This window comes from Arthrobacter sp. zg-Y844 (genome assembly GCF_024385465.1).
Lineage (GTDB): Bacteria > Actinomycetota > Actinomycetes > Actinomycetales > Micrococcaceae > Arthrobacter_B.
In genome coordinates, this window is sequence record NZ_JANFLS010000001.1 from 360,702 (window position 1) to 375,476 (window position 14,775).

Sequence of the window (14,775 nt, forward strand, 5' to 3'; positions counted from 1 at the left end):
GACGCGGGCGGCCGGCGGAACCCTCTCCCCTAGTAGCGCTTGGCCGCTTCAGGGTGCGCTTCGAGCTCCGCCAGGACCTGTTTGTGGATCCGTCCTTCGACCACAAAGGAGAGGAACGGCACAACGCCGCCGAGCGCAATCAGGATGAACTTGGAGAACGGCCAGCGCATCAGCTGCCAGAGCCGGAAGTCGGACAGCAGGTACACCACGTACATCCAGCCGTGCAGGATGAGCACGCCGATGGAGAGGTTGACGCTGCCGACGATGATCTCCGTGTCAAAGCCGTACTTGGCGATCATCTCCACGACGAGGGCGAGCAGCAGCACGCCGGTCACGTAGGAAAAGACCTTGTAGAACTTCAGGGCTGAACGAATCTGGGCGTGGGTACCGCCGAACCGGCGCTTCTTTTTCCTCGGTGCCTTGGCGGTGCTTGCGGATTCGTTCACTTGGTTACCTCACTGCTGGGATGATCGTGGTCGGGTTCGGTTGCGTCGGTGTAGTCGTCGTCGTACTCGTCCTCATATTCGTCGTCCTCAAGGCTGCGGTTGTGCTCGTCGGCGACCAGGCGCCACCACAGGAAGACGGAGAAGCCGGCGAAGACGATCCATTCCAGGGCGTAGAAGATGTTGAGCCAGTTGACCGGGGTTTCCTCGGGCTGGGCACCCACCTCCACGGTTTCCATGCCACCGTTGTCCACGGGCTCGCCGTCGACGGTGATTTCCGAAGCCGTGACGAACGCCGAGTAGGCGGGGGCGTCCCAGAGGTTGATCAGTTCGGCAGTGGAGAGGGCGGTAACCCGTCCGTCCTCGGGCGTCGCGGGCAGCGGGGCCTCGGAAGGCAGCAGGCGCCCGACGACGGCGGCCTGACCGGCCGGGGCCTTCGTGACGTCTTCCGGGTCGGAGACCCAGCCGCGGACCACCGGGATGAATTCGCCCGAGGGTGCGCCGTCGACGTTGAAGGCGGTGACCGCCCAGTAGCCCATCTCGCCGTCCTGGAGCCGCTCCTGAACGAGGACGGACCGATCCGGGTCAAAGGACCCGGTGAGGGAAACCATCTGGTCCGCTTCGGTTTCATACATCGGCTTACCCGGGGTGAAAGCCTCGGTCAGCGGCCGGACGTCTTCGGTGGCGCGGGGCTCGCCGGTCTCCTCCGATTCGGCACTGGAAAACTGCCATTGGCTCAACAGCACGAAGACCGTCGAGATGACGAGGGCAAAGAGCAGGCCGGCGATCCAGCGCGGCTGCAGGGCAGTTTTGAGCACTCGTTAACGGTACTTCGTCAAGCTGTAGAAAACCCAATGCCGGTGTGCGGCCGCTTCAGTGGTCGAAAAAGACCAGGGACGAATTGATCAGCTCGGCAATCACCTCTGCGTCATTGGCCCGGCGCAGGGAATCCCGGAAGGACGGGCGGAACAGGGACCGGGCCAGGGTGGCAAGGACTTCCAGGTGCTGGGAGAAGGAAGCCGCCGGCGTGGCAATGAGCAGGATCACGGTCGCCGGTCCGTCTGCTGCTCCGAAATCCACGCTGTGCCCGTAGCGGGTGATGCCCACTGCGATGGAGGTTTTGTGCACGAATTCGCTGCGGGCATGCGGGAGTCCGATTCCGCCCGGCAGGCCGGTGGCCATTTGGTGTTCCCTGGCGCTGACCTGTTCGAGGAACCCCTCCAAGTTGCTGATCCGGCCGGCACGGTACAACCGCTCGGCCAACTGGGCGGCGGCGTCGTACCGGTCTGCCGCCTCCATGCCGAGGATCACCGTCCCGGGTTCGGTCAGCACCGCCCCGGCTTCGTTCAGGGTGAGTTCTTCGTTCCGGGACGGTTCCGAGGGGTGTTCAGCGTTCGGGGACGGGTGTTCGTTCAAGGGGCTTTCTGCATTTCCATTAGTCCGTGTGCCGCACTAGATGCGCGGTGCTATGTCCTCGGCCGCCAGGCGGGCGGTGTCGGCGCTCTTGTCATCGGGCTGTTCCTGGCTGCGGCGTTCCGCGTCGACCCGTGCAAGGTAGTGGGCGACTTCGCTTTCCACGCGTTCAAGGTCCCAGCCCAGCAGCGGCGCCATCAGTTCGGCTACCACCGGTGCGGCCGAGACGCCCCGGTCAAAGGTTTCGATGGAGATCCGGGTCCGCCGGGCGAGGACGTCCTCGACGTGCCGGGCGCCTTCGTGCGTGGTGGCATACACGGCTTCCGCGCGCAGGTAGTCGTCGGCGCCGGGCAGCGGTTCCGCGAGCGTCGGGTCCGCCTTGATGAGCTCGAGCAGGTCGTCGCTCATGGAGCCGTAGCGGTTGAGCAGATGCTCCACCCGCACCACGTGCACCCCGTACTCGTCGGCGGTGCGGTGCCGGCGGTTCCAGGCCGCCTTGTAACCCACCGCGCCCAGGAGGGGGATGGTCTGCGTGCAGCTCTCGGGAACCTTTTCGTCCAGGGCCCGGGCTGCCTCATCCACGGCGTCCTTGGCCATGACCCGGTAGGTGGTCCATTTACCGCCGGCAACCACCACGAGTCCCGGTACCGGGTGGGCCACCACGTGTTCACGCGAGAGTTTGGCGGTGGAATCGTTTTCCCCGGCGAGCAGCGGCCGAAGCCCCGCGTAGACCCCTTCCACGTCCTCCCGGGTCAGCGGTGTCTTCAGCACCAGGTTCACGTGCTCGAGGATGTAGTCGATGTCCGCCGAGGTGGCCGCCGGGTGGGCCTTGTCCAGGTTCCAGTCCGTGTCGGTGGTGCCGATGATCCAGTGCCGCCCCCACGGGATGACGAAGAGCACGGATTTTTCCGTCCGCAGGATCATGCCGACGGTGGACTGGATCCGGTCCTTGGGAACCACCAGGTGGACGCCCTTGGAGGCGCGCACCTTCAGCTGCCCGCGGTCGGTCACCATGGCCTGGGTTTCATCCGTCCAGACGCCGGTGGCATTGACCACCTGGCTTGCCGCGATGTCGAACTCGTTGCCGGTTTCCTGGTCGCGGACGCGGGCCCCGACCACGCGTTCGCCCTCGCGCAGGAAGTCGACGACGGCGAGCCGGTTCACCACTGCGGCGCCGTAATGCGCGGCGGTGCGGACCATGTTGGCCACGTACCGGGCGTCATCCACCTGGCCGTCGTAGTAGCGGATGGCCCCCACCATCGCGTCATCCTTCAGGCTCGGCGCCATCCGCAGTGTCTGGCGCCGGGTCAGGTGCTTCTGCATGGGCACGCCGCGGGAGTTCCCCGAGGTCATGCCCATGGTGTCGTACAGGAAGATGCCGGCGCCCACGTACGGCCGCTCGATGAACCGCTTCGTCAGCGGGTACAGGAACGCCACGGGCTTCACCAGGTGCGGGGCGATCCGCTGCAGCAGCAGCCCCCGCTCCTTCAACGCCTCCTGGACCAACGCAAAATCGAGCATCTCCAGGTAGCGCAGGCCGCCGTGGATGAGCTTGGAGGAACGCGATGACGTTCCCGACGCCCAGTCCCGGGCCTCCACCATGCCTACGTTCAGCCCGCGCGTCACCGCGTCCAGCGCGGCGCCGGCGCCCACCACGCCGCCGCCGACGATCAGGATGTCCAGCTCATTGCCCGGCGCGGTGGTTGCCCGGAGCTTGTCCATGGCTTCTGTCCGGTACTCGGGGCTCAGGGCGTCTGCAGTCATGGTCCAGGTTCCTCTCTAGGGTCCTGCCGTAGCTGCGTCCACTCTATGGGCTGGGCGCCGGGATTTACAGGCTGTACTGGTAGGGGGACACCAGCACTTCGATGCGCTGGAACGCTTTCAGGTCCGAGTAGCCGGTGGTGGCCATTGCCCGGCGCAGCGCACCCATGAGGTTGGAGGTGCCGTTGGTGTGGTGGGACGGCCCCCAAAGGACCTCTTTGAGCGGTCCCACGGTGTCCAAGCGGACCCTGTCGCCGCGCGGCAGCTCGCTGTGGTGTGCTTCCTGCCCCCAGTGCCAGCCGTGGCCCGGTGCCTCTTCGGCACGGGCCAGCGCGGAACCGAGCATCACGGCGTCGGCGCCCATCGCGAACGCCTTGATGATGTCGCCGCTGGTGCCCATGCCGCCGTCGGCGATCACGTGCACGTACCGTCCGCCGGACTCGTCCATGTAGTCCCGGCGCGCCTCGGCGATGTCGGAGATGGCCGTGGCCATGGGCGCGTGGATGCCCAGCGCACGCCGGGTGGTGGTGGTCGCGCCGCCGCCGAACCCGACGAGGACGCCGGCCGCGCCGGTACGCATCAGGTGCAGGGCCGGGGTGTAGCCGGCGGCTCCGCCGACGATCACCGGAACATCGAGTTCGTAGATGAACTGCTTCAGGTTCAGCGGTTCCACGGTCTTGGACACGTGCTCGGCGGAAACGGTGGTGCCGCGGATGACGAAGACGTCGACGCCGGCGGCGAGGACGGTCTTGTAGAACTCCTGGGTGCGCTGCGGGGTGAGCGAGCCGGCAACAGTCACGCCGGCGTCGCGCATTTCGGCCAGGCGCGAGCTGATCAGTTCGGCCTGGATCGGTGCGTTGTAGATTTCCTGCAGGCGGCGGGTGGCGGCGGGGTTGAAGTTGTCGCTGCTGAGGGCGGCGATTTCGTCCAGCAGCGGTTCCGGATTCTCGTACCGGGTCCACAGGCCCTCAAGGTTCAGCACGCCGAGGCCGCCGAGCCTGCCGAGGGCAATGGCTGATGCCGGAGACATCACCGAGTCCATCGGGGCGCCGATGACCGGCATCTCGAACTGGTAGGCATCGATCTGCCAGTTGATGGAAACATCCTGGGGATCGCGGGTGCGCCGCGAGGGCACAATCGCCACGTCATCCAGGGAGTAGGCTCTGCGCCCATGCTTGCCACGGCCAATTTCTATCTCGTTACTCACGCTCCCTAGGTTATCCCAGTGCGCGGCGCCGGCCCGAAAGCTGCCGGCAACGGGCCGCCGTGAGTGCAGAACAGGCCCTTAAAGCCCAAGGGCAGCTCCAGCGCAGTGCGCAGGGGCTGCCCTTGGCAGGGAGGACGGGTCAGCGGCGCCCGTAGTTCGGCGCCTCGGCCGTCATCATGATGTCGTGCGGGTGGGATTCCTTCAGCCCGGCCGGGGTGATCCGGACAAACTTGCCCTTGGCCTTCAGCTCTTCGATGGTGCGTGCACCCGTGTAGAACATGGTCTGGCGCAGGCCGCCGACCAGCTGGTGCGCCACGGCGGAAAGCGGTCCGCGGTAGGGCACCTGGCCTTCGATGCCTTCCGGAATCAGCTTTTCGTCGCTGGGGACGTCGGCCTGGAAGTAGCGGTCCTTGGAGTAGGAGGTGTTCTTGCCCCGGGACTGCATGGCCCCGAGCGAACCCATGCCGCGGTAGGACTTGAACTGCTTGCCGTTGACGAAGACCAGGTCGCCCGGGCTTTCCGCGGAGCCGGCAAGCAGGCCGCCCAGCATTACGGTGTCGGCGCCGGCCACGATGGCCTTGCCGATGTCACCCGAGTACTGCAGGCCGCCGTCGGCGATCAGCGGGACGCCCGCCGGAATGGCGGCCTTGGAGGCTTCGTAAATGGCGGTGATCTGCGGGACGCCCACTCCGGCAACTACACGGGTGGTGCAGATGGAACCCGGCCCCACGCCTACCTTGACGGCGTCGGCACCGGCGTCGATCAGGGCCTGGGCGCCTTCACGGGTGGCAGCCTGGCCGCCGATGATGTCCACGTGCGCGGCTGCCGGGTCCTTCTTCAGGCGGGCAATCATTTCCAGCACGCCTGCACTGTGGCCGTTGGCGGTGTCCACCACGAGGATGTCGACGCCGGCCTCGACCATGGACATGGCACGCTCGTAGCCGTCGCCGAAGAAGCCGATGGCAGCACCGACGCGCAGGCGGCCCTCGTCATCCTTGGTGGCCAGCGGGTACTGCTCGGCCTTGTCGAAGTCCTTGACCGTGATCAATCCCTGCAGCTTGCCGGCGTCGTCCACCAGCGGCAGCTTCTCGATCCGGTTCTTGCCCAGCAGCTCCATTGTCTCTGCGGCGCTGATGCCCACCCGGCCGGTGATGAGCGGCATGCGCGTCATGACTTCTTCGACCTTGCGGCTCGGATAGTCGGCACGCGGAATGAAGCGGGTGTCGCGGTTGGTGACAATGCCCAGCAGGGTGTTTTCGGTATCCACCACCGGCAGGCCCGAAACACGGAAATGCGCACAGAGGTCGTCGAGTTCCTGCAGGGTGGCGTCGGGGGAAATCGTCACCGGGTTGGTGATCATGCCGGATTCGCTGCGCTTGACCCGGTCGACGTGTTCCGCCTGGTCGGCAATGGAAAGGTTCCGGTGGATCACGCCGAGGCCGCCCTGCCGGGCCATCGCGATGGCCATGCGGGATTCGGTGACCGTGTCCATCGCGGCGGAAAGCAGCGGAGTCTGCACGGTGATCCGCTTGGACAGCCGGGAGCTGGTGTCGGCTTCAGAGGGAATTACATCCGTCGGGCCGGGCAGCAGGAGGACGTCGTCGTAGGTCAGGCCGACGAAGCCGAACGGATCGTGTTCTGGGTACTGCTGACTCAAAGCTGCGCCTCTTTCGGGGATGAGAGGAAGGAAAAGGCCCGATTTAGCCTGTACCTATCGTAAAACGAAAGCGGTCCCGCCCCTATTCCGTCCCGAAGGTATCTGCTGCCTGTGAGGGATGCCACGGAAAACAGCGAGGCCCCGCCCCCGGAAACGTGTTCCGGGGGCGGGGCCTGGGCCGATTTCCGCACGTAAGGCGCGGATCAGGGCTGATTAGTGCTGGTGACCGTGGTCGTTGTCCTCTTCGGCAGGCTTCTCCACCACGAGGGCTTCGGTGGTGAGCACCAGCGAAGCGATCGAGGCGGCGTTGCGCAGGGCCGAGCGTGTGACCTTGACCGGGTCGATGATGCCGGCGGCAATCAGGTCTTCGTATTCACCGGTGGCGGCGTTGAAGCCGTTGTTGATTTCCAGCTCGCCCACCTTGGCAACGACGACCATGCCTTCGGAACCGGCGTTCTCGGCGATCCAGCGCAGCGGCTGCGCCAGTGCACGGCGGACCAGGCCGACGGCGGTGGCGGCGTCGCCCTGCAGCTTCGTCACCTCCGGATCGGTGTCCAGTGCGCGGGCAGCGTGGACCAGTGCGGAACCGCCGCCGGCCACAATGCCCTCTTCGAGTGCGGCACGGGTGGAGGAAACGGCATCTTCGATGCGGTGCTTCTTTTCCTTCAGCTCCACCTCGGTGGCTGCACCGACGCGGATGACGCCGATGCCGCCGGACAGCTTGGCGAGGCGTTCCTGCAGCTTCTCGCGGTCCCAGTCCGAATCGGTGCGCTCGATCTCGGCACGGATCTGTGCCACGCGGTCGGCGACGTCGGCTTCGGAGCCGGTGCCGTCAACAATCGTGGTGTTGTCCTTGGTAACCGTGATGCGGCGGGCGGAGCCCAACACCTCAAGGCCAACCTGGTCCAGCTTCAGGCCGAGGTCGGGGCTGACTACCTGGGCGCCGGTGAGGGTCGCGATGTCCTGCATCATTGCCTTGCGGCGGTCACCGAAGCCCGGAGCCTTGACGGCGACGACGTTCAGGGTGCCGCGGATCTTGTTGACCACCAGGGTGGACAGGGCTTCCCCGTCTACGTCTTCGGCGATGATGAACAGCGGCTTGGAGGTCTGCAGCGCCTTTTCCAGCAGCGGCAGGAACTCGGCGACGGAGGAGATCTTGCCGGAGTTGATCAGGATCAGCGCGTCTTCGAGGACGGCTTCCTGGCGCTCCGGGTCGGTCACGAAGTACGGCGAGAGGTAGCCCTTGTCGAACTGCATGCCCTCGGTGATGGCCAGCTCGGTCTGCGTCGAGGAGGATTCCTCGATCGTGATGACGCCGTCCTTGCCGACAGTGTCGAAGGCCTGGGCCAGCAGCTCGCCGATCTCGGTGCTCTGCGCGGAGATGGCCGCAACGTGGGCAACCTGGTTGCCTTCAACTTCCTTGGCGTTCTCCAGCAGGCGCTTGGCTACCGCGTCAACGGATACCTCTATGCCGCGCTTGAGCTGCCCGGGGGCAGCACCGGCGGCAACGTTGCGCAGGCCTTCCTTGACCAGGGCCTGTGCCAGCACGGTGGCCGTGGTGGTGCCGTCGCCGGCAACATCGTTGGTCTTGGTGGCTACTTCCTTGGCCAGCTGTGCGCCGAGGTTCTCGTACGGGTCGTCCAGCTCAATTTCGCGGGCAATCGTAACGCCGTCGTTGGTGATGGTGGGAGCGCCCCAGGTCTTGGCCAGGACGACGTTGCGGCCGCGCGGGCCGAGGGTCACCTTGACCGTGTTGGCGAGCTTATCGACGCCTGCTTCGAGCGAGCGGCGGGCGGAGTCATTGAACTCCAACTGCTTTGCCATGTGTGTGTCCTTTCCGACAACTACATCTGCATCAGAAAACCCCGGCCAGAATCGTGGCCGGGGTTTTCCAGGGGAACTACTTTACGACGACGGCCAGCACGTCGCGGGCGGACAGCACCAGGTATTCCTGGCCGCCGTGCTTGACTTCGGTTCCGCCGTACTTGGAGTAAATGACTACGTCGCCTTCGGCAACGTCAACCGGGATGCGGTTGCCGTTGTCATCAACGCGGCCGGGTCCAACTGCAACTACTTCACCCTCCTGGGGCTTTTCCTTTGCAGTGTCCGGGATAACGAGGCCGGAAGCAGTGGTCTGCTCGGCTTCGAGGGGGCGGACAACAATACGATCCTCAAGGGGCTTAATAGAGACCGACACTCGGGCTCTCCTTTGCGTAGTTTCTAACGGAATGGGGCCGTTGGTCTGGCGCTGGCCGTCGTCGCGGTGCCGGTTCGCGCTTTCCCTTCGGGAGTTAGCACCCTCACGTTCGGAGTGCTAACTCAGACTTTATGCAACGGTTAGCACTCGGTCAAGGTGAGTGCCAGCGCGCGCCGCCTGTCCACCCCTCTCCCCCGTACCGGCGGGCAGGTAAATGAAGAAGGGGATTTGCTTAGGTTCCCCTAACCGGGATAGTTTTCATCTGCGCATCATTAGAAAACATTTCTGTGACCTAATCCCCCGGATAGGCACATCGACTCTCACCGGAGCCCCCATGATCACGAAGTCCCGCCTGTTGGCCGGAACCGCCCTTGTGTCCCTCCTCGCGCTCAGCGCCTGCTCCACTGAAGCAGCAGATGCGGACGTCGAGTCCGCGCAGGACTCAACCGTGACGGTCGAGCACGCCCAGGGAAGCACCGAAGTTCCGGTGAACCCGGAGATCGTGTACACCTTCGACCTCGGCGCCCTCGACACGATGGATGCCCTCGACATTGACGTCGACGGCGTGCCTGCCGCCAATTTCCCGGCGAGCCTCTCCCAGTACGGCGCCGAAGAGATCACCAAGATCGGCAGCATGAAAGAGCCCGACTTCGAAGCGATCAACGCCGGCGCTCCGGACCTGATCATCATTTCCGGCCGGGTTGCCGATTCTTACGAAGAGTTGAGCAAGATTGCCCCCACCGTCGACCTCAGCGTCGATAACGGCGATTCCTGGAACTCCTTCAAGGAAAACACCCGGACCCTCGGCACGATCTTCGAGAAGGAAGACCTGGTTGAAGAGAAGCTGGGCGCCCTGGAAGGCAAGGTCGAAGACACCAAGGAACTGGCCGCCGACGCCGGCAACGGCCTGATCGTTATGACCAGCGGCGGGGAAATGACCGCCTACGGCGCAGGCTCGCGCTTCGGCATCATCCACGACGTCCTCGGCCTGGAACCGGCCGCCGAGGTTCAGGGCGAGGGTAAGCACGGCGAATCCGTTTCCTTTAACTACATTGCGGATACCGATCCGGACCACCTGTTCGTCATTGACCGCGACGTAGCCGTCGGCACCTCCGGCGAAGCCGCCTCCGCCGTGCTCGACAACGAGCTGGTCAAGAGCACCAAGGCTGCCCGGAACGGAAACATCACCATGCTGGATTCCGCCAGCTGGTACCTGGTCGGATACGGCCTGAACAACGTGGACACCATGGTTAACACCGTCCACGACGCTCTCTAGCCGCCCCTCTGCGCTCCGTGGCCCGGCACCGGCCGTGCCGGGCCACGGAGGAACTGGATACCGATATATGACTGCCCCCGCCGTGCCGGCGAATAAACCGGCCCCCGCGTCCGCCGCCGCTCCCCCGGAACGGCGGCGCTTCGTGCGTTCAACCGCCGCACTGGTCCTGGGGGTCTGCGTTGTGGTTCTGCTGGCGGCCGTAAGCCTTTTCGTCGGCGTCGGTGACCTTTCGCTCGCCTCGCTGCTGTCCGGGGATCCCACCACGCACATGCTGTTCTGGGTCAGCCAGCTCCCCCGCACGCTGAGTATTGTCCTGGCGGGCATGGCCCTGAGCGTGGCCGGACTGATCATGCAGCTGATGGCCCGGAACAAGTTCGTGGAACCCTCCACCGTCGGCACGGTGGAGTCGGCCCAACTGGGGATCCTGGCGGTGACCGTGCTGCTGCCGGGCGCCTCCATGTTCCTGAAGATGTCCACGGCTTCGGTCTTCGCCGCTGCAGGAACCGCACTCTTCCTGCTCATCCTGCGCCGGATCCCGCTGCGCAACACACTGATCGTGCCCCTGGTGGGCATCATGCTCGGCGGCGTGATTTCCGCCGTCACCACTTTCTTCGCCTACCGCACCGACCTCCTCCAGACGTTGAACAGCTGGATGATCGGCGACTTCTCCGGCGTCCTGCGCGGCCGCTACGAACTGCTCTGGATTGTCGGCGCCCTGACCCTGATCGGCTACCTGGCCGCGGACCGTTTCACCGTTGCAGGCATGGGGCAGGACTTCACCACCAACCTCGGCCTGAACTACAACCGGGTCATGGCGCTCGGACTGGCGATCGTCTCGCTCATCAGCGCCGTGGTGGTGGTCAGCGTCGGCTCCATTCCGTTCCTGGGCCTGATCGTGCCCAACCTGGTGTCCCTGCTGATCGGTGACAACGTCCGCCGCGCGGTGCCCTGGGTCGCCGTCTTCGGAGCGGGCTTCGTCCTGCTCTGCGACATCATCGGACGCACCATCCGCTACCCGTATGAAATCCCGGTGGGCGTAGTGGTTTCCGCCGTAGGCAGCGTCATCTTCCTGTACCTCCTCCTACGCAAGCGCGGTTCCCATGCCTGATCCATCCACCAGCGCACTGCCCGCAGCGCTTACCGAGCACCGCCGGCGTCCCGTCCGGACCGTTCCCGCCCGCTTCTGGATCATCGCCCTGGGCCTGGTCGCGGCGGCACTGGTTGCGGTGTTCATGACCATTGAGCTGCGCGGAAACCTGGGCTACGCCCTGCCGCGCCGCGCGATCAAGGTGGGCTCCATGATCCTGGTGGCCTACGCCGTCGGGGTTTCCACCGTCCTGTTCCAGACCGTCACCGCCAACCGGATCCTCACGCCATCGATCATGGGCTTCGATGCCCTCTATGTGCTGATCCAGACGGTCCTGGTGTTTGCCTTGGGCGGCGGTGCCCTGCTGTCCCTGGGCGCGCCGATCCGCTTCTGCCTCGAAGTGCTGCTGATGGTCGGGTTCTCGTTCCTGCTGTACCGGTGGCTTTTCACCGGCGGCGGGAAATCCCTGCACTTGATGCTGCTGGTCGGAATTGTCTTCGGCACCATGTTCCGCGGCTTCTCCTCGCTGCTGCAGCGGCTGATCGACCCGAGCGAATTCATCATCCTGCAGGACCTGTTCTTTGCCAGTTTCAACAATGTCGACGCCGCCCTGCTGGGCTACTCCGCCGCCGCCGTCGCGCTTGTCAGTGCCGTCGCCTGGCGGATGCGCCACTCCTTCGATGTCCTGGCCCTGGGCCGCGAGACCGCGGTGAACCTGGGGGTGGACCACAAGCGGGCGGTCACCGCCACGCTGATCATCTGCTCGGTGCTCGTCGCGGTGTCCACGGCCCTGATCGGGCCGGTGACCTTCTTCGGGCTCCTCATTGCGTCCCTGGCCTACCAGCTCTGCGCGAAGTTCCGGCATGCCTCGGTGCTGCCGATTGCCGTTCTGCTGGGAATCATCGCCCTGGTGGGCGGCCAGCTGGTGCTGGAGCGGATCTTCGACTTCGACACTGCGCTGAGTATCGTCATCGAGTTCGTGGGCGGCATCGTGTTCCTCATCCTGCTCCTTAGGGGAAACGTGAAATGACCGTCCTCCCCCTGCACCGCCCGAAAGGCCCCTGTTCATGATCTCCGTCAACGGCGTCACCAAGCGCTACTCCTCCACCGTCGTCGTGGACGGGGTGAGCTGCGAGATCAAGGAAGGCGGCATCACCTCGATCATCGGGCCCAACGGTGCGGGCAAATCCACGCTGCTCTCCATGATCAGCCGGCTGCTGCCCATGGATTCCGGCACGGTTGCCGTGGACGGGCTCGACGTCGTTTCCACCCCCGGCCGGGACCTCGCCCGGAAAATGGCGATCCTGCGCCAGGACAACCAGCTCACCGTCCGCCTGACCGTTCGGGACCTGGTGGGCTTCGGCCGCTACCCCCACAACGGCGGCCGGCCGGGACCCGAAGACAAGGTCCACATCGAGCAGGCAATGGCGTACCTGGACCTGACGGCGCTGGCGGACCGGTTTGTGGACGAGCTCTCCGGCGGGCAGCGGCAGCGGGCGTTCATTGCCATGGTGCTGGCGCAGGACACGGACTACCTGCTCCTGGATGAGCCGCTGAACAACCTGGACATGAAACACTCCGTGGAAATGATGCGGCTGCTGCGCCGGCTCACGGACGACTTCGGGAAGACCGTGGTACTGGTCATCCACGACATCAACTTTGCCTCCTGCTACTCGGACGACATCATTGCCATGTGCGACGGCCGGCTGATCCACCAGGGACCGCCGTCGGCCATCATGCAGCCGGACGTGTTGAGGGATATCTATGAAATCGATATCCGGATCGAGGAGATCGACGGAAACCGGATCGGCGTCTATTTCGCCTAGCTTCGTATAGGGAACCGAAACAACCTCGTCAGGAACAATGCGCCCTACGAACTTTTTCCGGTAGAGCAGTAATCCGCCGATGAAGAGCATCTCCCGGAGGGGCAGTATCCGCCCGGCACATTGCGCAGAGGGGAAAGGCACTCCTAGGTTGGAATCCGCCGCACTTTCTTAACCCCTTCCAGGAAGGTCTCCCATGGAGCCCAAGCTGCGCGTTGCCATCCGGCTCGACGTCGACCTGCGCCAGGCGCGGCTGGTGGTGCGCGGGAAGATCACGGAAGGGAACTGCAGGGTGCTGTACGTGCTCGCCCGCCGCACCAACGCTGCCCTGCCGGGCCTCAACGTGCTCCTGGACCTGAGGAAGGCCACCATCACTGAAGCTGCAATGGCGGGATTGATCCGCAGTGCGGAGACCGGCGAACTGCCGGTGCTTACAGGCAGCTTTGCGTCGGACCCCCTGGCACCCCGGCAGCTGAGTATCCTGGCCCCGGCGTAGCACCATCCGGTCAGCGTGCCGGTGTCTGAGACCCTGTCCCTGATTCCCGTGCGGCCGGCGCAGGAATCCGGGCATGCAGCCAGGCGGAGGGAACATCGGTACCGAGATCGAGCTGGGCCCCGGTGGCAGCCGTGTGGACGGTCCGCACGATCGCATCCCATACGAGGGACGAGGGCTGCGCGTCCAGCCGCATACCGCCGTCAACGGGGATTACGGAGTAGTGGCCGGCTTCAGCGGCATGCAGCCAGCGGAACCCTGCGTAGGCCTCAACATGCGTGATGGACCAACTACTCCAAGGCGCGTTCCAAAGCCGCCCCACGGCTTCATCCGATCCAGGGGGCAGCGGCGCCGATTCCGAGGCCACCCGGGCATCAAACCGGGCTTCATCGATCACGAGCGGTGCGTGCCGGAGCGGCCATGCGGGGGCGACCCCGGCCCAGGCAGCCAGGGCCAGCGGAAGGTGCGCGTCCCGCATCAGCCGGATCTCGCGGCCGATTACATCACCGGCACCGTAGAACGACGGATCGGCGAGCAGCAGGGCCCGACCGGATGCCATCCACACTTCTGCGTTCCGCACCTCGCTGCCGCGCCGAGCAGTGAGCGTCAGGCGGGCCTCCGGATCGACAAACGGCGTGAGGTAGTCCTTCCCCTTCACCGTGGCCTGTCCCGATTCCCTCAGCAGATCCGAACGGACCAGTTCCCGCACGGCCTCCTGCTGTCCTGCAAGGTCAAAACGCCCCAGCTTTTCCCGGTGCCCAAGCGTCTGGAACAGTTCGACGGCGGCAGCCGGCAGCACCATCCCGGCGGGGACATACGGCTGCTCGGCCGAAATCCGGCTAAGGTCTTCCACCACCGTCCTGCGCTGTTCCGAAGCGAAATAGTCGGGCATGGGGTCGGACCGGGTGACCAGGTCAAACCCCGACCAGTCCAGGACATGCGTTGCGCCATGGTCCTTCATTTCCAACTGGTCCACGAGGTACTCGAAGAGCGCCTTCTGGCCTACGTGGTCCTCGAGCGCGTAGCTTGCCGTAGCTTCCAGAACCCCTGCCCCGATGACCCAGACCCAACGGTCCACACAGACGGTGTGCCCGTCCGCCTCATAAACAAAGCGGTGCCGCCGCCCGGGCAGTGCCTGGCCAGACTCGCGGTCAAACACCTTGGGCCACTCGTCAACGGAGAGGACGTGGATCGGAGCAAGAGTCGCCATGGTCTCGGCCAGCCCCGCCGTGGACAGGCGCAGCAGCGACGCTCCCCCGTTGCTGCCGGCCCTGATGACCAGGTTCGGCCGGAAACGGCCGGCCGGAACGGGCGGGTGCGCAAGGATCCACATGCTGCCGGTACCGGGAAGCTCTTCCCATCCCGGCGGAAGGACTGCACTGACACCACGGAAACCGACTCTCGCGAAACCGGAAAAC

The 14,775-nt window shown here is 65.2% G+C and carries 14 protein-coding genes; 5 read left to right on the plus strand and 9 right to left on the minus strand.

Going from position 1 to position 14,775, the window contains the following annotated elements; translation table 11 throughout:
* Positions 1-29: 29 nt before the first annotated feature.
* The 8 genes from NNX35_RS01630 to groES form a co-directional block, all read right to left on the minus strand.
* Positions 30-446, minus strand: coding sequence for a DUF3817 domain-containing protein (locus NNX35_RS01630; RefSeq protein ID WP_255764837.1), 417 nt, complete (start codon positions 444-446; stop codon positions 30-32).
* On the minus strand, positions 443-1,261 hold the full coding sequence (locus tag NNX35_RS01635; RefSeq protein WP_255866817.1) for an SURF1 family protein: 819 nt from the start codon (positions 1,259-1,261) through the stop codon (positions 443-445). Before NNX35_RS01635 ends, NNX35_RS01630 begins: the two co-directional genes overlap by 4 nt.
* A gap of 55 nt (positions 1,262-1,316) precedes the next feature.
* Entirely contained in the window at positions 1,317-1,793 is a 477-nt protein-coding gene (locus NNX35_RS01640) for a PTS sugar transporter subunit IIA (protein WP_255867297.1), read from the minus strand.
* Positions 1,794-1,895: 102 nt separating this feature from the next.
* A complete protein-coding gene (locus NNX35_RS01645; RefSeq protein WP_255866818.1) occupies positions 1,896-3,620 on the minus strand; it encodes a glycerol-3-phosphate dehydrogenase/oxidase in 1,725 nt (574 codons plus the stop codon).
* A gap of 64 nt (positions 3,621-3,684) precedes the next feature.
* On the minus strand, positions 3,685-4,824 hold the full coding sequence (locus tag NNX35_RS01650) for a GuaB3 family IMP dehydrogenase-related protein (RefSeq protein WP_255764840.1): 1,140 nt from the start codon (positions 4,822-4,824) through the stop codon (positions 3,685-3,687).
* A 139-nt stretch (positions 4,825-4,963) separates the two neighbouring features.
* The gene (gene guaB, locus NNX35_RS01655) at positions 4,964-6,481 is read right to left on the minus strand and encodes an IMP dehydrogenase (RefSeq protein ID WP_227918618.1); all 1,518 of its coding nucleotides are present in this window, start codon (positions 6,479-6,481) and stop codon (positions 4,964-4,966) included.
* Positions 6,482-6,694: 213 nt separating this feature from the next.
* Entirely contained in the window at positions 6,695-8,305 is a 1,611-nt protein-coding gene (groL, locus tag NNX35_RS01660) for a chaperonin GroEL (RefSeq protein WP_255764841.1), read from the minus strand.
* A 76-nt stretch (positions 8,306-8,381) separates the two neighbouring features.
* Positions 8,382-8,678: a co-chaperone GroES gene (gene groES, locus NNX35_RS01665; RefSeq protein ID WP_146361179.1), complete on the minus strand. Its 297-nt coding sequence runs from the start codon at positions 8,676-8,678 to the stop codon at positions 8,382-8,384.
* A 334-nt stretch (positions 8,679-9,012) separates the two neighbouring features.
* On the opposite strand from groES, the gene NNX35_RS01670 reads away from it, so the two are divergent.
* From NNX35_RS01670 to NNX35_RS01690, 5 genes are all read left to right on the plus strand, one after another.
* The gene (locus NNX35_RS01670) at positions 9,013-9,954 is read left to right on the plus strand and encodes a siderophore ABC transporter substrate-binding protein (protein ID WP_255866819.1); all 942 of its coding nucleotides are present in this window, start codon (positions 9,013-9,015) and stop codon (positions 9,952-9,954) included.
* A gap of 67 nt (positions 9,955-10,021) precedes the next feature.
* Complete coding sequence (locus NNX35_RS01675; RefSeq protein ID WP_255866820.1) at positions 10,022-11,062, plus strand: ABC transporter permease; 1,041 nt, start codon at positions 10,022-10,024, stop codon at positions 11,060-11,062.
* Positions 11,055-12,071, plus strand: a complete 1,017-nt coding sequence (locus NNX35_RS01680) for an iron chelate uptake ABC transporter family permease subunit (protein WP_255866821.1) — start codon at positions 11,055-11,057, stop codon at positions 12,069-12,071. The genes NNX35_RS01675 and NNX35_RS01680 overlap by 8 nt, the downstream gene beginning before the upstream one ends.
* Before the next feature lie 37 nt (positions 12,072-12,108).
* A complete protein-coding gene (locus NNX35_RS01685) occupies positions 12,109-12,867 on the plus strand; it encodes an ABC transporter ATP-binding protein (RefSeq protein ID WP_255862654.1) in 759 nt (252 codons plus the stop codon).
* Between the two features lie 193 nt (positions 12,868-13,060).
* Entirely contained in the window at positions 13,061-13,360 is a 300-nt protein-coding gene (locus NNX35_RS01690; protein WP_255764845.1) for a hypothetical protein, read from the plus strand.
* A 10-nt stretch (positions 13,361-13,370) separates the two neighbouring features.
* On the opposite strand, the gene NNX35_RS01695 is transcribed toward NNX35_RS01690, so the two are convergent.
* Positions 13,371-14,690 carry a hypothetical protein gene (locus tag NNX35_RS01695; protein ID WP_255866822.1) on the minus strand — a complete coding sequence of 440 codons (1,320 nt, stop codon included), beginning with the start codon at positions 14,688-14,690 and terminating at the stop codon, positions 13,371-13,373.
* Positions 14,691-14,775 lie beyond the last annotated feature (85 nt).